Origin of the sequence: Prevotella sp. P6B4 (assembly GCF_000619985.1) — a bacterium.
Classification (GTDB): Bacteria; Bacteroidota; Bacteroidia; order Bacteroidales; family Bacteroidaceae; genus Prevotella.
Genome location: NZ_JHVE01000014.1, coordinates 82,933 through 104,410, shown reverse-complemented (window position 1 = coordinate 104,410; position 21,478 = coordinate 82,933). Strand labels below are relative to the sequence as shown.

Sequence of the window (21,478 nt, the reverse complement as noted above, 5' to 3'; positions counted from 1 at the left end):
TAGAGAGTTTAAGATGTCAGATGTTATAATTTCTACCATTTGGAAACCTTTAAATGACTCAACAATTCTATTGTCAGGAAGAGAACTTCCCATTAAATTCATTGATGATGAGACGATTATTTTTCGTGATGACACACTATGTCTTCTGAAGGATTACAAGTATATCCCCAAAGAGTATCAGAAAATATTAGGGGTGGATATTAAAACTGGTGGTTTGGGGAGATAGAATTGAATAAAAGGATCAAAGGGACTGAGAATCCGATCACTTTCTCCGCACCCCATTTCTTTAATAAGGTGCCAGGGGACAAGGTGCCAGGGGACAGGTACATGGCACCACCACCCTCGCGGAAACATGTTTAATGGAGTGGAATACTTTGACCTTATAAGATATGATTCAAATGAGATATTAAATAATCAAATTAATAGAGTCGTAAATGAGACTATACGTAATATTAATAAGAAGAGGGTAAAATGATGATAAGAAGAATGTTATTTTTTATATATTTGTGCTTTAGCTTAAAGACAAATGCTCAAGTTCAACAAGATACAATACAAATTTCAGAATATTGTATTATATTAAGTTTTCCTGGAGAGTACATAATAAAGGAATACTCGTATGAAGAAGGCGTTTTTTATGACTACTTTTTTTTGCAAGAATCGAGTATTATTACTATTCATGTTGGGTCTATGGTAATTTTACCTTTAATCGAAAAAAAAGATATAATTTCCAGTTGTCTGATAGGAAATATACTAAAAGATGAAACCGCTAAATATTTAGAAGATGGAAAGTTAAAATATTGTCGCGAAATAAATATCTTTCCATATCATTTGAATATTATCTATGATAAAGTAAGTTCGCAATTGAAAGATAAATATGATTTTGTGTTTGACAATATAAAGGTATTTAGATAATCATGGGGATGGAGATGAAGTGCACCCCAGTAACTGTTAATCTTGTTAAATTCTGCCATGATTATTTGGCTGATAGAGAAATCGTGCGTATATTTGTCCCAAATCAATTACTTTTAACTTAAAAGGCTCAAACCGCCACTAACTTATGAACGGAAATTTAATGCTAAAGACAGGGAAGATAGAGGTGCCAAGGGACAGGTACATGGCACCACCACCCTCGCGGAAAGGAGATGCCACGTACCTGTCCCCTGGCACCCACAATGGCAAAGAACTCGACAAAATGCACGGCCTGAATACCTACGATTACGGCGCCAGACAGCACGACCCGATACTTGCAAGATGGGATAGAATCGATCCGCTGTGCGAGAAGTACTATAATGTTAGTCCGTATGCATACTGTAACAATAATCCAGCTATTCATATTGATAAGGACGGGAAAGTCCCCTTGGTATTGATTGGAGCATTAGTTGGTGCTGCAATTGAAGGTGGTATTGCATATTCTGAAGGCAAATCTACACGGGAAATAATAGGAGCTGCTGCGAAAGGACTCATTGAAGGAGCTGTAATGACTATACCATTTGCTAATGCTTCAGCAGCAATTGCAACGTCTGCTTGTGGAGGAGGAATTGGGAGTTGTATAGAGCAATATATTGGTACTGGCACTATAGAGACAAAAGATGTTATGGAAAGTACTATATCAGGTGCTATAAGTGGAGGAGCGAGCCACGTAACATCACAAATGCTTAGTACAACCAAGAATATGGTTGAAAAAAAATTGAGCAGAAGTTTTCTTCAGAGATTGTTCAAAAAGCAATTAAGAAGGAAGTTCAAACAGAGATGAAACAAGCAGGTAAAGCTATTTCTGGCCAAAGTGCTCGTCAATCAATTAATTCTGCTACTGCACGCAGAATAAAAACGTTAAAAGAAGTGGAAAAATCAGAGATTAATTTTGCATTCAAAACTACAGACTATATTCAGCAACAAATAAATGCTAAAGCTGGTGATTGGATTACAAATGGAGTCTTTAATAAAAAATAATATTTTATGGATTCATATGTTTTAACTAAAAAAAATGAATATAAATTGGGATTCTACATTTCAATTTGCCTATTTGTATTCATAATTCCGTGTTTTATTTATATGCTATATATGAGTATTTATGGTAAACCTTTAATTGGCTTGTTGCTTATTACGCTATGTCCATTGTATAGTATATTTAGGTTTCTTACGTTTAAAGAAGATAATAATTATTACACTCTTTTGATAGATGATGAAGGACTATTAATTCGTCAGAGTGACACAAATGAGAAGCTAAAATGGAACCAAATAAAAAGCATCAGTTTTCATTTAGGAAAATGGCGACTGGATGGATTGGTAATGGATGTATCTGTAATTGGAAAAAAGAGAATTACTTTCTCATTTTTCAATTACACACCAGGAGTAAGTATTAAAGAAATAAAAAAAGCAATTTTATTTTTTTCTAAAAACCCAGCTATAATAAAAAGGGAATCATAGTGAAGTGCCCCCCTGGCACCAGTCCCCTATATTCCGACATATTCGCCAGCCAAGTACTTTGTTAGTGATGGAAATTCTTCTAAAATAGTGACAAATGTATCTATTGATAAAAATAATGGTATTAAACGAGATGGCATAATATCTCCTTATAAATTCTGAATATGAAAGTATTATATTTTATGATTTTCCTTTCTTTAGTTGCATGCTCACGAAAAGAAAACAACTACTATAGTCGTTCTTTAGGTCATATGAATGATTCTGTGTCGCTAACAGAGAATGTTGTCTGCCAAAGTATTATTCGGTTTAATGATTCTGTATTGACGGAACGTTATCAAACATTTGACGAGTACACTATGTCTGGTAAAGGACGACCTGTTCACTCTCCCTTTGTATATGTTAAAAGGCATAAAGATTCTATATTGGTGTTAAGCTCCAATAGGAAAGATTCTGTTCGTCTATATGTTAAGTTGAATTACAATATTTGGTATAGCCATATGGAGTATGATATGTGGAAGAAGGAACATTATATACCATCAAAAGACAAACTGTCAAAGACAGCTAGGACTTATGATAGGTACTTCTATAATGATACAATTCTAGAAGTAAAAACCTGTTATATTACAGGTAAACAATACCATCAAATATACATTAAGACTAATTGTAATCTTTATATTATAAGAAACGTAGAGCATCTGAACTTTTCGGTTTTCTCTGATTTACGTAGAATGGTCAATAATTTGATATTGTCTAATGACAGACGTGTGAATAAATATGTATTAATAGAAAAGAATAAAAGATATACATATGAAGGAAGAAATAACAAAGATACTTATTCTTACGAAAGAAAAGCTTATGGCATTTGGGGAATTCAACCAGGAATAGAAGAAGCGAATTTATATGAAGGGGTGGATATACGAGAGTTTTCTGACAATTTGAATAGATATCAACATGACAACTCGGATATTATATATGAGGCTGCTGATGAGGTGCCAGTATTTCCCGGGGGAACTAGTAGATTCTATGAATTCATTAGAAACAACATAAGTGATTCTTTAAAACTTGACAAAAGGCCATATAGAGTGATACTCGAAGTAGTTATAGAAAAAGATGGTCGTATTATTAACGCAGGAGTTAAGAGCTCTATTGATTCTATACATGATAATGAAGCATTATACATAATTAAAAAAATGCCTAGATGGGTGCCAGCAAAACTTAATGGTAATTTTGTTCGTTATAAAATGCTTATACCAATATCTTACAAATAATCCATGGTTTATGTATTCATAAAGATATTACATAGATTCAAGGGACAAAAGTTGAAGTGAACCCTGACATGCATCATATTGGGAACGGATTCAAAACACTAACAATTATTTTAAGTAAATTATGAAATACTATTTAATTATCTTTTTCTGCTGTATATTTATATACACAGCTTGTGGTCAAAAGAGGCCTAATATCACCCCTGAAGATAAATATGATTTGTATACTCACAAACTGCAGGGAGACACAGAAAAAAGAGCCGTTATTCAAAATAGGCGACCAACTATCAACGATGTGAACTTATTTATGGAGAAAAGATCATATAACGAATTCAATAATCTACGTTATCTTTTTCGAAACGCCGATTCACAATTTGAAATACTACTTTATGCAATAATCGCAACAGACAAATTTGATATTGTGCCTGCATATTATGAAGTCGCATGTTGCCTAACCAATTGTTTAAGTTATCTAACAATTGGGAAACATTCGAAAGAGATGGCAACTCATTATCTTGAAATTGGAGCACAGAAAAATAAAATATGTGCAGATGCATACAATTCTCTTGATACGCGTAGAGATAATGCAAAGATGTGGATGCCAAAGAGAAGTGTAAACACACTCGTTAAACTTAAAACAAATTCTTTAATGGGATCTATAACAGATTATAACAATCTCAAAAAAACACTTCTAAAAGATAATAAATACGATTATTTACTGTATTATTCTTATATAATGGCAGAACGATACGACTATACTCCTGCAAAAAAAGATATTATTGATATAATTAATAAGGCATATAAAAAGTACAATTTAGGGGAATATGGTAAGGAAACGTTTTTTTTCTGTAGTTTTTTTAAGGATTAGAATTTATAACTATTAGTGAAATATTACAAATGAAACTGAAATTATTACTACCATTATTGCTATCTGGAGCGATGCCGGTCTATGGTCAGGTGAATCTGTCTGGCATGGTGCCAGAATCGGCCGACAGCTTGCAGAAATGCAAGATCCGCTACTTCTCGCCCGGCAGAGGCGGGATGAACAGAGTATGGGACTTTTCCAAAAAGCTGGGCTCTAAGGAGTCTTCGCAGGTGATGTTTATGAAAGACAGCACAGGCATGGTGTCGGTCATTGAAACCTTTAAGAATAGCTACTATCGTACAACCCCCGACACGCTTGTACTCCTTGGCAGTGAAACGGCGTTGGAAAAACGTGCGTATGTCGATGATAAGATCTCCAAGAGATTCCCGCTTGTATATGGCGACTCTATCAGCATGCCTTTCCGATGCGAAGGCATGTATTGTGGTAATCATCCTTTCCGTGAGTTAGGTGTAACCACCATTAAGGTTGATGCCATGGGGGCTATCGTACTGGCCGAGAACGATACGGTAGATCATGTCAGACGAGTACATACCATTGATTCCTATTCTATCTGCATGGATATTCTATCTTTAGTAAACGATGCAAATAAAGGTCTTAATAAGACCGGGATGCAGATTGTTTATAGAAGAACGGGAAGTGATGTTAATAGTTATGATTTAGACGTGGTAAGATGAAACAGATTGTATATATATCGTTATTTTTGTTTTGTGTCATGTCTTGCTCAAAAGGATATGATAAAGCAAGGCTGATAGCTGGCGATAGCTGTCAGTATTGGTATTATGCGCATTCAGATCCTGATGTCAAAACAAAATTCTACATGTATTTTGATCGTGAAGGAAGGATGTATACTCTCGAAGAAAGATATGCCGACAAGAAATTCTATCTCCATGATGTAGATGACGTGGAAACTATTCCAACATGGTCTATGGTGAATGATTCTGTTATTGAAATGGGTTCACTCAATTGGAAATTGACCATTGTGAATGATACTTTTCTTATCATCACGACAGACGAATACCACTGGGGTGATACTTTGTATAAAGTGACTGATGCATATTTGCTGAAGAAACTACAAAAAGTTCCCATTCCGTAAGGGCAAAAGGATTGAAGGGAGGTGAGAGTGATCATTACAACCATTAGTGATATATTATTTATGAAACTGAAATTATTACTACCATTATTGCTATCTGGAGCAATGTCGGTCTATGGTCATGTGAATCTCTCTGGCACGGGACTGTCCCCTGACATGCGAGATATCTGATTCTTATGGAACGACTGAGACAAAATCGGTACAGCAGCAAACCAAAGATCGCTCACATGATGTGCCTCATTGGGAAGCGGGTGGTATAAAGACAGATAATGGTAAGCCTGAAATGAACAAATATGGAAGGCCCAAATTAAGAAATTCAAAAAGTAAAGCAGAATACGAATAAATGGAAACATTGGAACAAAAAAAGCGAAAGCTTATTGGCAAGATTAAGTATCTTGATAAATATATCAGAACACTTAATAGAATCATTTTAAAGGGAGTTGAACCAACAATGTTATTATCTGTTGTTGAAACAGATAATATATATCCTTTGAGTTTAATTTACAAAACTGTTAATAAAAGAACCTTGGATTTTTGTGATAAAAAAGAAGAATGGGGAATGATAAAGGATATTTTTGGTAATAATCCTTTGTATATTTGGTTAACACATGGTAGTGAATGTGGTTTGTGTCCCTTGGAATCAATAGATTTATTTAATATCGATTTTGATTATGAAGATGACCCAGAAGGAATAATCGTTCTGATTACACATGATTTTTCTAAAAAGATAGTTTTGGATTTTTATGAGGAGAGTAATGGAAAGAAAATAGATATTATAGTTAAAAGTATTATTAAGAAGAAGTAAAGCGTCTGTCATCCCCTGGCAATTACAACAGGCAATTCAAATAATACAAACAAAAAAATGAGAATGGACTTGAAAAATAGATTCATGGTATTATTAATAATTCTACCATTATTATATAGTTGCTCAAAATTTGAGAATAAACTTTCTCAATATATGTAGAAAGATATGCCTACATGTACAGATACAACATATTGGCGCATAGTTGATTTGCAGGATGTTGTAGGCGTCAAGTACGATAAATTGTTTCTAATAGGATCTGATTTCGAAGAAGATATTGCAAGAGAAACTGGAAAAAGCTTTTTCCAGCCTTGGGGATGGTTGCGTAATCATAAAAGTAAACCTTGGGGGCATGGGGTGTCACTCAAAAAAGGAAAGGAATCTGAATGGACAAACTAAGATAGCTATTAAGTCTCTTGATGTTTGCTTCTGCTTCGATGTTGGCGCAAAGTACAGGGCAGAACTCTGGATTCACAGGGGCGGAGAAGGTAATCATTATAATTATTAGTGATATGTTGCATATGAAACTGAAATTATTACTACCATTATTACTATCTGGAGCAATGTCGGTCTATGGTCAGTTTAACTGCCTAATAATCGTAAAAACTTTTTGTTAGAGTTGCTGACTTAAGTAAATTCGGTCGATTTTTATGCTGAGTTAATTCGATTGATGATTTGAGCTGGCTCGATTGATCGTTTGAATTAACTCGCGGTTTTTCAGTCACCCCTACGATATCCAAAAAACGATCAATAATGTGTCACTATTTCTCTAAGATATGGGCCACTCAATCCTTGTATTGTTGATTCACATTGCAAAAGTAGCCATAAAAAACAGAAAAACAGCATTTTAGCGAAAAAATATTTTGATATACGGGCTTTTTTCCGTAACTTTGCAGCCCAAAATAATACATATATAAACAAATGGCAGAAACAAGTAACAGCATTCTACAGAAACTGGACGGACTGGAGGCACGATTCGAAGAGGTTTCAACCTTGATTACCGATCCCGCCGTGATTGCCGACCAGCAGCGATTCGTAAAACTGACAAAGGAATACAAAGACCTGGGCGATATCATGGATGCCCGCAAACGTTATATTGCATGCTTGAACGGCATCAAGGAGGCTAAGGATATACTGGCTAACGAGAGTGACCCCGAGATGAAGGAGATGGCACGCGAAGAGCTGGCTATCAACGAGGAATTGCAGCCACAGTTAGAGGAGGAAATCAAGATTGCCCTCATTCCGAAGGATCCCGAGGATGCCAAGAACGTAGAAATGGAAATCCGCGCAGGAACAGGTGGCGATGAGGCTGCCCTGTTTGCCGGCGACCTATTCAAGATGTACAAGAACTTCTGCGAGTCGAAGGGCTGGCAGGTTGCTATCACCTACGTATCCGAAGGCGCCGTAGGCGGTTTCAAGGAGATTGACTTCTCTGTATCAGGAGCCGATGTTTACGGCACACTGAAGTACGAGAGTGGTGTGCACCGCGTGCAGCGTGTGCCAGTGACCGAGAGTAACGGACGTATGCAGACGAGTGCTGCCACCGTGGCCGTGCTGCCCGAAGCTGATAAGTTTGAGGTACACGTAAACGAAGGCGAAATCAAGTGGGATACCTTCCGTAGTTCGGGTGCCGGTGGTCAGAACGTAAACAAGGTTGAATCGGGTGTACGCCTGCGTTACATGTGGAAGAACCCCAACACGGGTGAGACCGAGGAAATCCTGATTGAGTGTACCGAGACCCGCGACCAGCCTAAGAACAAGGAGCGTGCGCTCTCTCGCTTGTACACCTTTATTTATGATAAGGAGCACCAGAAGTACGTAGATGATATCGCCAACCGCCGTAAGAGCCTGGTTTCTACTGGCGACCGTTCGGCCAAGATCCGCACCTACAACTTCCCACAGGGCCGCGTGACCGATCACCGTATCGGCTATACCACTCATGATTTGCAAGGATTCCTGGGCGGCGATATTCAGGCCATGATCGATGCGCTGACCGTTGCCGAGAATGCCGAGCGTATGAAGGAGAACGAACTTTGATTCATTGAACATTAAACATTAAATCAGATATGACCAGAAAAGAACTGATTGAACAGATTCGCGAGAAGCAGAGCTTTCTGTGCGTGGGACTGGACACAGACCTGGACAAGATGCCCAAAGGCCTGAAGGAGATTGTAAAGAAAGAGTATGAAGAGGAGGAGATGATCTTCGGCATGCTGTTTGAGTTTAGCACCCGCATTATCGATGCTACAGCCCCCTACTGCGTGGCCTACAAGCCTAACCTGGCCTTCTACGAGGCTTACGGCATTGAAGGTATGGCTGCTTTCGAGGGTATTATCGAATATCTGCAGGAGAACTATCCCCAACACCTGATTATAGCCGATGCCAAGCGCGGCGATATCGGTAACACATCGAAGATGTACGCCAAGACTTTCTTTGAGCAGTACAACGTAGATGCGCTGACCGTTGCCCCTTATATGGGCGAAGATAGCGTAACACCGTTCCTGGGCTACGACGGCAAATGGGTGGTACTGCTGGCTCTTACCAGCAATAAAGGCAGCCACGACTTCCAGTTGATGAAGGACGAGAATGGCGAGCGCCTGTTTGAAAAGGTACTGAAGAAGAGTCAGGAATGGGGCAACGACGAGAACATGATGTACGTAGTTGGTGCCACACAGGGACAGATGTTTGAGGACATCCGTAAGCTGGCTCCTAACCACTTCCTGCTGGTTCCTGGCGTTGGTGCTCAGGGCGGTAGCTTAGAGGAGGTTTGCAAGTACGGCATGATTAAGGACTGCGGTCTGCTGGTCAACTCATCTCGCGGCATCATCTACGCCTCGAACGAGAAAGACTTTGCCGAGGTTGCCGGACAGAAGGCCGAGGAGCTGCAGCAGCAGATGGCCAAGATCCTGGCAGATGCCGGCATCTGCTAAAGATCAAAGTTCAAACTTCAAAGTTCCAAGTTTGTGGGCGAGGTTAAGATCATTAACGACCCGGTATTCGGGTTTATCAAAATACCACAAGGCATACTCTACGGGATTGTAGAGCACCCCTTATTTCAGAGGCTGAACCGCATCAATCAGTTGGGGTTGGCCTCTGTGGTGTATCCTGGGGCCAGGCATACGCGATTCCAGCACTCCTTAGGTGCTTTCCACCTGATGAGCGAGGCCATTCTGAACTTACAGCAGAAAGGCAACTTCATCTTCGATTCGGAAGCCGAAGCCGTACAAGCAGCCATCCTGATGCACGATATCGGGCACGGTCCCTTTTCGCACGTACTGGAGAACACGCTGATTAGCGGTATCAGTCATGAGGAGATATCACTGATGATGATGGAAGAGATCAACCGCTCGATGAATGGACAGCTAAATCTGGCCATCTCTATCTTCAAAGGCGAGTATCCGAAGAACTTCCTGCACCAGCTGATTTCGAGTCAGTTGGATATGGACCGACTGGACTACCTGCGCCGCGACTCGTTCTATACCGGTGTGACCGAGGGTAACATCGGCAGCGCACGTATCATCAAGATGCTCAACGTGGTAGACGACTCACTTGTAGTAGAACAGAAAGGTATCTACTCGCTGGAGAACTACCTGACCACCCGTCGGTTGATGTACTGGCAGGTATATCTGCACCGCACATGCGTGGCCTACGAGAAGGTATTAGTCAATATGCTGAACCGCGCCAAGTGGCTGATCCGAAACGGTCAGCAGGTGTTTGCATCGCCTGCCCTACTCTATTTCCTGGAGAACGATATCGACGCCAAATGGTTCGCATCGCACCCCGAGGCGCTGCAGTACTACAGCGAACTGGACGACAGCGACATCTGGAGCGCCATGAAGGCCTGGAAGCACCACAGCGACAAGATCCTCGCCACACTGGCCACCGACATGCTGGACCGTCATATCTTCAAGGTCGAAGTACTGGAGGATAAGCCTACGCCCGAACGCTTGGACGAACTGAAACATACCATCGCCGAAAAGATGGATATCGCCTACGAAGACGCCCACTATCTGATGAGCCTGAACACCATCCAGAAGGATATGTACAACGTAGACGATGACAAGATACAAATACTTTACAAAAACGGCGAGATCAGAGACATTTCTGAAGCCTCGGAATTGCTAAATGTTCAGTTACTATCAAAAAAAATACGAAAATATTATCTTTGTTATCAAAGATTTGAAGAAAAATAGTTATCTTTGCACGGATATTAAAATTAATAATTGCAAATTATGGAGTTTACAGCCAAACAAATTGCAGAACTGATTCAGGGAAGAGTGGAAGGCAATGAGAATGCAGCCGTCCGCACTTTTGCTAAGATTGAAGAGGGCGTTGAAGGAGCCATTTCATTCCTTTCAAACCCCAAATATACGCATTATATTTACGACACCAAGTCGAGTGTAGTACTCATCAACGAGGACGTAGAGCTTGATAAACCAGTTAGTTGCACACTCATCCGCGTAAAAAACGCCTATGAGTGCGTGGCCAAGCTGTTGCAGTTCTACGAGTCGATGAAACCTGCCAAGACCGGTATCGACCCATTGGCATCTATCTCGCCTAAAGCCAAGATTGGCGAGAACGTGTATATCGGTGCCTTTGCTGTGATTGGCGACGGTGCTGTTGTAGGCAACGGCACACAGATTTATCCCCACACCGTGATTGGTGATGGCGTGCAGGTAGGCGAAAAATGTCTGTTCTACCCTCACGTAACCATCTATCAGGGATGTAAGATTGGAAATAACGTGACAATACACGCTGGCAGCGTGGTAGGTGCCGACGGATTCGGATTTGCACCTAACACCGAGGGCTACGACAAGATTCCACAGATTGGTATCGTAGTTATCGAGGACAACGTAGAGATTGGTGCCAATACCTGTATCGACCGTTCTACGATGGGACAGACCGTTATCCACAAGGGTGTGAAGCTGGACAACCTGATTCAGGTAGCCCATAACTGTGAGATTGGCGAGAACACCGTGATGAGCGCTCAGGTAGGACTGGCTGGTTCGACCAAGATTGGCGCCTGGTGTATGGTCGGCGGTCAGGCTGGTTTTGCAGGTCACATCCAGGTGGCCGACAAGACCTTCGTAGGTGCCCAGTGCGGTGTGATCAGCAACACCAAGGGTAATGGTGAGCAGCTTATCGGTTCGCCCGCCGTTAATCCCAAGATGTACTTCAAGGCACGTGCCATCGATGCCAAGCTCCCTGACATGTATCGCCAGGTGGCAGCCCTGCAGCGCGAAATCGACGCCCTGAAGGCCCAAATCGAGAAATAAATTGTAAATTGTAAATCGTCAAATTATAAATTATACGATGAAACAGAAAACACTGAAAGGCAGTTTTTCGTTGTTCGGAAAAGGACTGCATACAGGTTTGAACCTGACTGTTACATTCAACCCCGCACCAGAGAATACTGGTTACAAGATTCAGCGTATCGACCTCGAAGGACAGCCTATCATCGACGCTATCGCCGAGAACGTGATCGACACACAGCGCGGTACTGTGCTGGCCAAGGGCGACGCACGCGTATCAACCGTAGAGCACGGTCTCTCAGCACTCTATGCCTTAGGCATCGACAACTGTCTGATCCAGGTCAACGGTCCTGAGTTCCCTATTCTCGACGGTTCAGCCATTCTCTATGTGAACAAGATCCAGGAGATAGGTATTGAGGAGCAGAACGCCCCCAAGGACTACTATGTGATTCGCAAGAAGATTGAGATCAAGGATGAGCAGACAGGATCGTGCATCACTATCCTGCCCGATGATGCTTTCACCATCACCGCTATGTGCTCGTTCGAGAGCAAATTCATCAACTCGCAGTTTGCTACACTCGATGATCCAAAGAAATATGCCACCGAGATTGCCAGCGCACGTACTTTTGTATTCGTACGCGACATTGAGCCCCTGTTGCAGGCCAACCTGATCAAGGGCGGCGACCTGGACAACGCTATCGTTATCTACGAGCGTCAAACCACACAGGAGCGTCTGGACATGCTGGCCGACATGCTGCATGTTGAGCATCGCGACGCTACCGACCTGGGCTATATCCAGCACAAGCCTCTGCAGTGGGAGAATGAGTGTACACGCCACAAGCTGCTCGACATCATCGGCGATATGGCGCTGATCGGTAAGCCCATCAAAGGTCGTATCATCGCTACACGTCCTGGTCATACTATCAACAACAAGTTTGCACGCCAGATGCGTAAGGAGATTCGCAAGCACGAGATTCAGGCGCCCATCTATGATCCCAACGAGGAGCCCATCATGGACGTGAACCGTATTCGCGAACTGCTGCCCCACCGCTACCCCATGCAGTTGGTAGATAAGGTAGTAGAGCTGGGTGCAACCACTATCGTAGGTATCAAGAACATCACCTCTAACGAGCCTTTCTTCCAGGGCCACTTCCCACAGGAGCCCGTTATGCCAGGCGTACTGCAGATTGAGGCAATGGCACAGTGCGGCGGACTGCTGGTACTGAACACACTGGAGGAGCCCGAGCGCTGGAGCACCTACTTCATGAAGATTGACGATGTGAAGTTCCGTCAGAAGGTGGTTCCTGGTGACACCCTGATCTTCAAGGTAGAACTGCTGGCTCCCGTACGTCATGGTATCTCTTCGATGAAGGGCTACGTATTCGTGGGCGACCACGTAGTAAGCGAGGCCACCTTCACCGCCCAGATCGTAAAGAATAAGTAAAGTTCAAAGTTCAAAGATCAAAGTTCAAAGTTCAAAGTTCAAAGAAGAATATGGCAAATCAGATACATCCAATGGCTATTGTCGACCCCGAGGCAAAACTGGGCGACAATAATATTATCGGCCCTTTCTGCGTGATCGACAAGAACGTAGTAATCGGCGACAACAACAAGCTGTATAACAGCGTAACACTACACTTTGGTACCCGTCTGGGTAGCAACAACGAGATTTTCCCAGGTGCTTCAATCTCTACCAAGCCTCAGGACCTGAAGTTCCAGGGCGAAGAGACCACCTGCGAGATCGGCAATAACAACTCTATCCGCGAAAACGTCACCATCAGCCGTGGTACTGCCTCAAAGGGTAAGACCACTGTGGGTAACAACAACCTGCTGATGGAGAATATGCATATCGGACACGACTGTGAGATTGGTAACGGTTGCATTATCGGCAACTCTACCAAATTTGCCGGCGAGGTTGTAGTTGATGATAACGCTATCATCTCTGCCTGCTGCCTGTTCCACCAGTTCCTGCACGTGGGCGGTTATATCATGTTCCAGGGTGGTAGCCGTACCAGTCAGGACATTCCTCCCTACGTGATTGCTGGTAAGGAGCCTATCCGCTATGCTGGTGTGAACCTGATCGGTCTGCGTCGTCGTGGTTTCTCTAACGAGACCATCGAGGCCATCCACGATGCCTACCGCATCATCTACTCAAAGGGTGTGATGAAGGAAGGCGTGGCCGAAGCACGCGCCAAGTACCCCGACTGCAAGGAGGTAGAATACATCTGCTCGTTCATCGAAAGTTCAAAAAGAGGTGTCATCCGCTAAGACGCTCATCGTCATCACAGGGCCGACGGCAGTAGGTAAGACAGCCTTATGCCTCGATATAGCCCAGCACTTTGGCATCCCTATCATCAATGCCGATTCAAGGCAGATATATAAGGAACTGAAGATTGGCACGGCAAGTCCAACAGCTGAGCAGCTCACACAAGTAAAACATTACTTTGTGGGCTCGCTCTCATTGAACGACTATTATAGTGCTTCGCTCTTTGAACAACAGACACTAGAGATTCTGGAACAGGAATTCCGTGAACATGACTTCGCCCTGATGGCTGGTGGCAGTATGATGTACATCGATGCGGTATGTAATGGTATTGACGATATCCCTACCGTTGACGATGTGACACGCGAGACGCTGAAACGCCGACTGGCCGACGAAGGACTTGAAGCCTTAGTAGCAGAACTGAAGGTTCTCGACCCAGAATACTACGACATCGTAGACAAACAAAACCCACGCCGCGTGGTGCATGGATTAGAGATCTGCCTGATGACAGGTAAGACCTATACCTCGTTCCGCAAGCGTGAAACAAAGCAACGCCCCTTCCATATCGTGAAGATCGGACTGAACCGAGAGCGCGAGGAGCTCTACAACCGCATCAATCACCGTGTAGATGAGATGATGGCCGAAGGGCTGCTGGAAGAAGCCAAAAGCCTTTACCCCATGCGACAGATGAATGCGCTGAACACCGTAGGATACAAAGAGATGTTTGCCTATCTGGACGGAACATGGTCACTCGAAGAAGCGGTGGAACGCATCAAGGGCAACACACGCAGATACGCCCGCAAACAACTAACATGGTATAAGAAAGATGAACAGATAAGGTGGTTTCACCCAAACGAAAAAGAACAAATAATCAGTTACATATCTCAAGACTATGAGCAACGAAACATCTAACAAATACATGGGCATGCTGAACATGGCCCTGCAGAAAATCAAGGGCCTCTGGCCGTGGTACAAAGGATTGTATCAGGGACGCGCATGGTATATCAAGACCTTGGTGACCATCGCATCACTCATCGTAGCCTTTTTCCTCTACTTGGGTGCTGTAGATATCAACTTCCTGTGGTTGTTCGGTAAGTCGCCATCCATGTCGACGATCAAGAACAAACGTCCGGCAGAAGCGTCAATGATCTATAGTGCCGATGGCAAGCAGATAGGAAAATTCTTCAGCGAGAACCGTACACCTGTCGGCTACGAGGATGTAAATCCTGCGTTCTGGAAGGCGCTGATCGACACTGAGGACGAGCGTTTCTACAGTCATCATGGTATTGATTATCAGGCATTTGCAGCCGCTCTGAAAGATTATGCTTTACATCACGACGCGCGTGGTGCATCGACCATCACACAGCAGTTGGCCAAGAACCTGTTCCGAACACGTTCTGAATACTCTACAGGCTTGTTAGGCAATATCCCTGGTATCAAGATGTTGATCCTGAAGAGCAAGGAATGGATTACCGCCTACAAACTGGAACTGTTTTTCACCAAGAATGAGATTCTGACCCAGTATGCCAATACCGTCGATTTCGGTTCGAACGCCTTTGGTATCAAGACCGCATGTAAGACTTACTTTGGTTGCTCACCCAAGCAGCTCACCACTGAGCAGGCCGCTGTTCTGGTAGGTATGCTGAAGGCTACCACCTATTATAACCCGCTCATCAACCCCAAGAACTCGCTGAAGCGACGCAACATCGTTCTCGACCTGATGCAGAAGCATGGCGACCTGACAAAGGAAGAATGCGACTCACTGAAGCAGTTGGAGATTAAACTTGACTACAGCGTGGAGAACGCCTACGACGGTGAGGCCAACTATTTCCGAGAGGCTGTAGCCGACTTTATGAAGGACTGGTGTGCCAACTATTATGGTGAAAACAAAAAATACGCATACTATACCGAGGGTTTGAAGATTTACACAACACTTGACACCCGCATGCAGAAATATGCCGAAGAGGCAGCTGTCAAGCAGATGCAGCAAGTGCAGAAATCCTTCAACGCCCACTGGGGATCAACCAATCCCTGGCAGGATGAGCGCCATGTAGAGATTCCTCACTTCATTGAGGACCTGGCCAAGAAGACACCTTATTATAAATATCTGAATCGCAAGTTCGATGGTAATCAGGACTCTATCGATTACTATCTGAACCTCCCTCATACAGTCAAGTTATTCGACTATGAGAAGGGCTATATCGAGAAAGAGATTTCAACCCTCGACTCACTACGCTATATGGAGCGCTTTATGCACTGCGGATTTGTGGCCATCGAGCCTCAGACCGGGCACGTAAAGGCATGGGTGGGCGATATAGACTTCAAGACCTGGAAGTATGATAAGGTGACCGCTATGCGCCAGCCTGGTTCTACCTTCAAGCTGTTCGTTTATACTGAGGCCATGAATCAGGGCATCACGCCTTGTGACACCCGTAAGGACGAGTACTTCTCGATGAAGGTCATGGATCACGGCGAGGAGGTGACATGGGCACCAACGAATGCTGACGGACGCTTTACCAACTCGGATATCACCCTGAAGCAGGCTTTCGCTATGAGTATCAACTCGGTAGCCGTTCGTCTGGGTCAGGAGTGCGGTATCGACAACATCGTAAAGACTGCCCACGACATGGGGATCAAGAGTAAGCTCGATGCTACCCCAGCCTTGGCATTAGGTTCGAGCGACGTGAACCTGCTGGAGATGGTGAGTGCCTACTGCACACCTTGCAGCGATGGTGTTCAGCATGATCCCGTCTTGGTCAGCAGGATTGAGGACCGCGACGGTAACGTGATCTACGAAGCACCTACCGATGGCAAACAGGCCATCCCCTATCGTAGCGCCTTCCTGGTACAGCAACTGCTGATGGGCGGAATGAGCGGTACCAGTTCGCGATTGAGAGGTTTCGTAGGCTACGATATCACAGATACCGACTTCGGTGGTAAGACAGGAACCTCCAACAACCACTCTGATGCCTGGTTCATCGGCACCACACCTAATCTGGTTTGCGGTGCATGGGTTGGTGGTGAGTATCGCTGTATCCACTTCCGCACAGGTATGTTGGGTCAGGGTAACCGCACAGCGCTACCCATCTGCGGCTACTTCTTAGGTAGCGTACTGAAGGATCCTGCCTTCAAGAAGTATCGTGCTAAGTTTGCTGCACCACGCGATGCTGACCTCAATCAAGCCATGTATGGTTGCGGCGGTTATCTCGCTCTACCTTCAGATTCTGATTCCATTGGCGTCGACTCACTGAGAATGGCCGATGGCGAAGAACTGATAGAGGTTCAGGGCGATGGCACCCAGAAGCCGCTCGAGGGCGACAACGAGAATGCCAACCAGACACCAACACCCAACAATAACGGCGAAGCTACAGAGAAAAAAGACTAATGCACGCAGAACAGCAACTTGATCTGGACAACAAAGAGTGGCAAGACGCTCTCCAGATCATCAACTATACACGGCGCTCGCTTTTCCTGACCGGAAAAGCGGGCACTGGTAAATCCACCTTTCTGCGCTACATATCCCAAAACACCAAAAAGAAACATGTGATCCTGGCACCAACAGGCATCGCTGCCATCAATGCCGGCGGCTCTACATTGCACAGTTTCTTCAAGCTACCCTTTCATCCGCTATTGCCCAACGACACGCAATATGACTGGCGACACCTGAAGGAAACCCTGAAATATACCGGAGCCCAACGCAAGCTGATACGCGAGGTTGAACTGATCATCATCGACGAGATTTCGATGGTCAGGGCTGACATCATCGACTTTATTGATAAGGTACTGCGCGCCTATACGCGCAACCCAGAGCCTTTTGGCGGCAAACAACTGCTGCTGGTTGGCGACATCTACCAGCTGGAACCCGTACTCAAGGACGAGGACCGTCAACTATTACAGCCTTTTTATCCATCGCCGTATTTCTTCAATGCGAAAGTGTGGCAGGTTATGCCGATTGTTTCGATAGAGCTGCGAAAAGTGTATCGCCAGACAGACGATAAATTCATAGCCATCCTCGATCGTATCCGTAACAACACCGCTACGCCTGGCGACCTGAGCGCCCTCAACACCCGCGTAGCATCCAGCACCACACACCCAACACCACACACCCAACTATCCATCACGCTGGCTGCCCGCCGCGATACGGTGGATTTCATCAACGAGCAGAAACTCGCTGCCCTCGATGGCGATATCAGCATGTTTAAGGGGGTGATTAAGGGCAACTTCCCTGAGTCGTCACTCCCTACCCCCATGGAACTGCAACTGAAACCTGGGGCACAGATTATCTTTATCAAGAACGACAAAGAGAAGCGCTGGGTCAACGGCACACTGGGCACCATCGAATACATCGACGAAGAAGAGGGCATCATCGGCATCATCACTGAGTCGGGATTAGAATACGATGTAGAGCGCGACATCTGGGAGAACATGCGCTATACCTTCAACGAGAAGGAACAGAAAATCGAAGAGGAACTATTGGGCACCTATACCCAGTTCCCTATCCGACTGGCTTGGGCCATAACTGTTCACAAGAGCCAGGGTCTCACCTTCCAACAGGTATCAATCGATTTCGGTGGTGGAGGCGCCTTTGCCGGTGGTCAGACTTATGTTGCCCTCTCACGATGCACATCGCTCGAAGGTATCACGCTAAAAGCGCCACTGCGTCAAAGCGATATCTTCGTCAGGGCCGAAGTAGTGAGATTCGCCAACCAGTATAACGACCCGCAAACCATCAACCAAGCCCTTCAGGAAGGCAAGGCCGACCGTGAATACCGTGATGCCATCAGGGCGTTCGACAAAGGCGAGTTCGGCAAGTTTCTCGACAACTTCTTCAAAGCCATCCATTCGCGCTATGATATCGAGAAACCACATATCAAGAGATATATCCAGAGGAAACTGGAGATTATCAATCGGCAGAAACGGGCCATCATCGAAATACAGTCACGCCACGAGACCGAGATAGCCAAGCTGAGGGAAGAGCTCAATGCCAAGAATAACCTGCTGAAACGCCTGGCAGCCGAATACACCATCATGGGACGCGAATGCGAACGCGAACACATGCTCGATGCTGCTATCCGCAACTACCAGAAGGCTCTGGAACTATATCCAGAAGCCGGCGATGCGCAACGAAGATTAAATAAACTACAGAAAAACAACTAACGCTTGGATTTAAAGAAATCCTGCATCAGCTGCCGGCACTCTGCTTCGAGAATACCGCTGGTTACTGTTGCTTTAGGATGAAAAGCCCTGGGAGCCAGATCATGGTAGCCACGCTTCTCGTCAGAAGTGCCATATACTATACGCGGAATCTGCGCCCAGCCTATAGCACCAGCACACATCGTACAAGGTTCTACCGTAACGTAAAGCGTACAATCAGTCAAGTATTTGCCACCTAAGGTGTTGGCCGCTGCTGTAATAGCCTGCATCTCTGCATGAGCAGTAACGTCGCACAATGTCTCAGTCAGATTATGCGCACGAGATATGACGCGGTCCTTGCAAACCACAACTGCACCAATAGGTATTTCGCCCGCTTGCAACGCTTCATGAGCCTCATCAAGGGCCATTTGCATATACCGCTCGTCTTTTTTTTGCTGTTCTTCTGTAATCATGTTGCAAAATTACGATTTTTTTCTTAACTTTGCAAACGAAATGATGGATTTTAAGATCGTACACATCGAAGAAACAGATTCTACCAACCGTTGGATGAAGGATATGATAGATCAGCACACCATTGAGGAGACACAAGACCCAATGGTGGTGGTGGCTGAATACCAAACGGCAGGACGAGGTTGCGGAACAAACTCATGGGAGTCGGAAGCAGGCAAGAATCTATTATGTTCGGTGTTGATACACCCCCAAAAGGTATCAGCCAGAACGCAATTCATCATTACACAGATCGTTTCAGTAGCACTTTGTCAGACTCTGAGTCAGTATATCAGCGCCCCGATAGAAATCAAGTGGCCTAACGATATATACGTAGGCGACAAGAAAATTTGCGGCGTACTGATAGAAAACCGCATTCACGGCCGACGTATTAAGGACTGTATCATCGGCATTGGACTGAACATCAATCAGACCACATTCAGAAGCGATGCGCCTAATCCCGTATCCATCAAGCAGATTACAAATAAGGAAGTGGATCGCGATGAATTCCTGAACACCTTTCTGAGTCTGCTTGACAAGGCCTGCAACAACAAGAACATGCATCAGGACTATCTGAACAGATTATACAGGCGAGAAGGTAAACACCCGTTTATGACAAAAGGCATCCGTTTCGAAGCCAGTATCGTTGGCGTCAACGACGATGGCCGCCTGATGCTTCAGGACGAGAAAGGTGTGGCGCATTTGTTCGCATTCAAAGAAGTACAATTCATTATATAATAATAAGGTATATGGCAAGATTTAAGAGAATTCTTTTAAAGCTCTCAGGCGAGAGCTTGATGGGAAAGCAGGGCTACGGCATCGACCCTGAGAGATTGAGTGACTATGCTAACCAGATTAAGGAGATTGCCGGCATGGGTGTACAGATCGGCATCGTGATTGGCGGTGGTAACATCTTCCGTGGTCTCTCTGGCTCACAGAAAGGTTTCGACCGTGTAAAAGGCGACCAGATGGGCATGTGCGCCACAGTCATCAACTCGCTGGCACTCAGTTCTGCCCTTGGCGCTGTTGGCGTGAAGAATAAGGTGCTTACAGCCATCCGCATGGAGCCTATCGGCGAGTTCTACACCAAGTGGAAGGCCATCGAGGCTATGGAGGCTGGTTATGTGTGCATCTTCTCAGCAGGAACAGGTTCACCCTACTTCACCACCGACACTGGTTCAAGTCTGCGTGGTATCGAGATTGAGGCCGACGTGATGCTGAAGGGTACCCGCGTAGATGGTATCTACACTGCCGACCCCGAGAAGGATCCTACAGCCACTAAGTTCGATGATATCACCTACAAAGAAGTATTGGCTCGTGGACTGAAGGTGATGGACCTGACAGCCATCTGCATGTGTCAGGACAACAACCTGCCTATCTACGTATTCAATATGGATGTAGTGGGAAATCTGAAGAAAGTTATGGATGGCGAGCAGATTGGCACGCTGGTTCACAACTAAATAGAAAAATTCGAAGAAGCCTGCTATCAGCGGACTTCTTCGAACTCTACATATTCATCGTCGCCCTTATCGAAGATCTTCTTGTCTTCCTGGCGCTCATCGATAATCGTAACACCACCGCTTGTAGTTGTTCTACGAGTGGTTTTTTGTTGCTTCTCACGAGCCCTGCGGGCGTCCTGATTATCAGTCTTACGACTGCTTTTGAAATAATCTTCACCAAAGGGATTACGATCCTTCTGCTCGTTACGTCTGTCACGGCGATAGAAGAAATCTTCGGCATCTTCACGCATACGCTTCATGTTGCGATACAACACGTTGATAACGATGATAGCGATAATAGCCAGAGCAATAAAGCCGAATACAATAAAGGCTACAAGAGTCTTCATAAAGACCATT

Annotated in this window: 24 protein-coding genes; 22 read left to right on the top strand and 2 right to left on the bottom strand. The window is 44.6% G+C overall.

The genetic code is table 11. From position 1 onward, the window contains the following. The 20 genes from T491_RS18110 to T491_RS0110360 all read left to right on the top strand — a co-directional run. Nucleotides 1-226 (top strand): hypothetical protein (locus T491_RS18110; protein WP_028903842.1); only part of this gene is annotated, 226 nt, incomplete at its 5' end. A 245-nt stretch (nt 227-471) separates the two neighbouring features. Then, nucleotides 472-912, top strand: a complete 441-nt coding sequence (locus tag T491_RS0110455; protein WP_028903841.1) for a hypothetical protein — start codon at nt 472-474, stop codon at nt 910-912. A 145-nt stretch (nt 913-1,057) separates the two neighbouring features. Beyond that, nucleotides 1,058-1,753, top strand: a complete 696-nt coding sequence (locus tag T491_RS0110450; protein ID WP_028903840.1) for an RHS repeat domain-containing protein — start codon at nt 1,058-1,060, stop codon at nt 1,751-1,753. Then, the gene (locus T491_RS0110445; RefSeq protein WP_028903839.1) at nt 1,750-1,950 is read left to right on the top strand and encodes a hypothetical protein; all 201 of its coding nucleotides are present in this window, start codon (nt 1,750-1,752) and stop codon (nt 1,948-1,950) included. Before T491_RS0110450 ends, T491_RS0110445 begins: the two co-directional genes overlap by 4 nt. A gap of 111 nt (nt 1,951-2,061) precedes the next feature. Beyond that, nucleotides 2,062-2,427 carry a hypothetical protein gene (locus T491_RS0110440; RefSeq protein WP_155950106.1) on the top strand — a complete coding sequence of 122 codons (366 nt, stop codon included), beginning with the start codon at nt 2,062-2,064 and terminating at the stop codon, nt 2,425-2,427. A gap of 161 nt (nt 2,428-2,588) precedes the next feature. After that, a complete protein-coding gene (locus tag T491_RS0110435; protein ID WP_081773341.1) occupies nt 2,589-3,692 on the top strand; it encodes an energy transducer TonB in 1,104 nt (367 codons plus the stop codon). A gap of 121 nt (nt 3,693-3,813) precedes the next feature. Beyond that, nucleotides 3,814-4,557, top strand: a complete 744-nt coding sequence (locus T491_RS0110430; RefSeq protein WP_028903836.1) for a hypothetical protein — start codon at nt 3,814-3,816, stop codon at nt 4,555-4,557. A 29-nt stretch (nt 4,558-4,586) separates the two neighbouring features. Beyond that, nucleotides 4,587-5,249 (top strand): hypothetical protein, encoded by a 663-nt coding sequence (locus T491_RS0110425; RefSeq protein ID WP_155950105.1) that lies wholly within the window; start codon nt 4,587-4,589, stop codon nt 5,247-5,249. Next, entirely contained in the window at nt 5,246-5,668 is a 423-nt protein-coding gene (locus T491_RS0110420; protein ID WP_155950104.1) for a hypothetical protein, read from the top strand. Before T491_RS0110425 ends, T491_RS0110420 begins: the two co-directional genes overlap by 4 nt. Nucleotides 5,669-6,008: 340 nt before the next feature. Next, the gene (locus T491_RS0110415) at nt 6,009-6,470 is read left to right on the top strand and encodes a hypothetical protein (protein ID WP_028903833.1); all 462 of its coding nucleotides are present in this window, start codon (nt 6,009-6,011) and stop codon (nt 6,468-6,470) included. Between the two features lie 165 nt (nt 6,471-6,635). Continuing rightward, entirely contained in the window at nt 6,636-6,866 is a 231-nt protein-coding gene (locus T491_RS0110410) for a hypothetical protein (RefSeq protein WP_028903832.1), read from the top strand. A 522-nt stretch (nt 6,867-7,388) separates the two neighbouring features. Further along, nucleotides 7,389-8,504: a peptide chain release factor 1 gene (gene prfA / locus T491_RS0110400; protein ID WP_028903830.1), complete on the top strand. Its 1,116-nt coding sequence runs from the start codon at nt 7,389-7,391 to the stop codon at nt 8,502-8,504. 29 nt (nt 8,505-8,533) lie between these two features. After that, the gene (gene pyrF, locus T491_RS0110395) at nt 8,534-9,397 is read left to right on the top strand and encodes an orotidine-5'-phosphate decarboxylase (RefSeq protein ID WP_028903829.1); all 864 of its coding nucleotides are present in this window, start codon (nt 8,534-8,536) and stop codon (nt 9,395-9,397) included. Nucleotides 9,398-9,430: 33 nt separating this feature from the next. Next, nucleotides 9,431-10,660 (top strand): HD domain-containing protein, encoded by a 1,230-nt coding sequence (locus T491_RS0110390; RefSeq protein ID WP_028903828.1) that lies wholly within the window; start codon nt 9,431-9,433, stop codon nt 10,658-10,660. A gap of 39 nt (nt 10,661-10,699) precedes the next feature. Beyond that, nucleotides 10,700-11,743, top strand: coding sequence for a UDP-3-O-(3-hydroxymyristoyl)glucosamine N-acyltransferase (gene lpxD, locus T491_RS0110385; protein WP_028903827.1), 1,044 nt, complete (start codon nt 10,700-10,702; stop codon nt 11,741-11,743). Nucleotides 11,744-11,780: 37 nt separating this feature from the next. Then, complete coding sequence (locus T491_RS0110380) at nt 11,781-13,163, top strand: bifunctional UDP-3-O-[3-hydroxymyristoyl] N-acetylglucosamine deacetylase/3-hydroxyacyl-ACP dehydratase (RefSeq protein WP_028903826.1); 1,383 nt, start codon at nt 11,781-11,783, stop codon at nt 13,161-13,163. Nucleotides 13,164-13,213: 50 nt separating this feature from the next. Further along, nucleotides 13,214-13,987 carry an acyl-ACP--UDP-N-acetylglucosamine O-acyltransferase gene (gene lpxA / locus T491_RS0110375; protein WP_028903825.1) on the top strand — a complete coding sequence of 258 codons (774 nt, stop codon included), beginning with the start codon at nt 13,214-13,216 and terminating at the stop codon, nt 13,985-13,987. Further along, the gene (miaA, locus tag T491_RS0110370) at nt 13,974-14,894 is read left to right on the top strand and encodes a tRNA (adenosine(37)-N6)-dimethylallyltransferase MiaA (protein ID WP_028903824.1); all 921 of its coding nucleotides are present in this window, start codon (nt 13,974-13,976) and stop codon (nt 14,892-14,894) included. Before lpxA ends, miaA begins: the two co-directional genes overlap by 14 nt. Next, entirely contained in the window at nt 14,875-17,367 is a 2,493-nt protein-coding gene (locus T491_RS16300) for a transglycosylase domain-containing protein (protein WP_081773340.1), read from the top strand. Before miaA ends, T491_RS16300 begins: the two co-directional genes overlap by 20 nt. Continuing rightward, nucleotides 17,367-19,139, top strand: a complete 1,773-nt coding sequence (locus tag T491_RS0110360) for an ATP-dependent RecD-like DNA helicase (RefSeq protein ID WP_028903823.1) — start codon at nt 17,367-17,369, stop codon at nt 19,137-19,139. Before T491_RS16300 ends, T491_RS0110360 begins: the two co-directional genes overlap by 1 nt. Here the strand turns inward: T491_RS0110360 and T491_RS0110355 are convergent. Next, nucleotides 19,136-19,588, bottom strand: coding sequence for a nucleoside deaminase (locus T491_RS0110355; RefSeq protein WP_028903822.1), 453 nt, complete (start codon nt 19,586-19,588; stop codon nt 19,136-19,138). The two genes, T491_RS0110360 and T491_RS0110355, sit on opposite strands and share 4 nt — an antisense overlap. 40 nt (nt 19,589-19,628) lie before the next feature. Here T491_RS0110355 and T491_RS0110350 point away from each other — a divergent pair, with 40 nt between their 5' ends. Beyond that, the gene (locus T491_RS0110350; protein ID WP_051523112.1) at nt 19,629-20,360 is read left to right on the top strand and encodes a biotin--[acetyl-CoA-carboxylase] ligase; all 732 of its coding nucleotides are present in this window, start codon (nt 19,629-19,631) and stop codon (nt 20,358-20,360) included. Between the two features lie 11 nt (nt 20,361-20,371). Next, nucleotides 20,372-21,082 carry a UMP kinase gene (gene pyrH, locus T491_RS0110345; protein WP_028903820.1) on the top strand — a complete coding sequence of 237 codons (711 nt, stop codon included), beginning with the start codon at nt 20,372-20,374 and terminating at the stop codon, nt 21,080-21,082. Between the two features lie 26 nt (nt 21,083-21,108). Here pyrH and T491_RS0110340 read toward each other — a convergent pair whose 3' ends face one another. Next, on the bottom strand, nt 21,109-21,468 hold the full coding sequence (locus tag T491_RS0110340; protein ID WP_197018850.1) for a DUF4834 family protein: 360 nt from the start codon (nt 21,466-21,468) through the stop codon (nt 21,109-21,111). Between the last annotated feature and the right edge of the window lie 10 nt (nt 21,469-21,478).